Origin of the sequence: Thalassospira sp. UBA848 (assembly GCF_002295455.1) — a bacterium.
Classification (GTDB): Bacteria; Pseudomonadota; Alphaproteobacteria; order Rhodospirillales; family Thalassospiraceae; genus Thalassospira.
Window position 1 is genome coordinate 60,007 of the sequence record NZ_DBGS01000133.1, and the last position, 346, is coordinate 60,352.

Annotated in this window: 1 protein-coding gene; it reads left to right on the forward strand. The window is 58.4% G+C overall.

Going from position 1 to position 346, the window contains the following annotated elements; translation table 11 throughout:
* A partial coding sequence (locus B2R48_RS18260) for an Ig-like domain-containing protein (RefSeq protein WP_297003282.1) occupies positions 1 to 346 on the forward strand: 346 nt, incomplete at both ends.

The window sequence follows — 346 nt, forward strand, 5'->3', positions numbered from 1 at the left end:
GACGCTGGGTTCCGACCAGCTTGACGGTTTGAGCATTACGCCGCCGGATGACTTCAGTGGATCGTTTGATCTTGGGGTGACGGCGACGTCTGCGGATGGTTCGGATGTTGCCACCTCAACTGACAGCATAACTGTAGATGTGACTGGTGTTGCGGACGCGCCGACGCTGGGCGTGTCCGATGCGTCAGGCAACGAAGACAGTGCCATTGCGCTTGATATCGATGCAGGTCTGACGGACTCCAGCGAAACGCTGACTGTCACCATCTCGGGTGTTCCGAACGGCGCAACCCTTTCTGCCGGTACCGATAATGGTGACGGTACCTGGACGCTGGGTTCCGACCAGCTT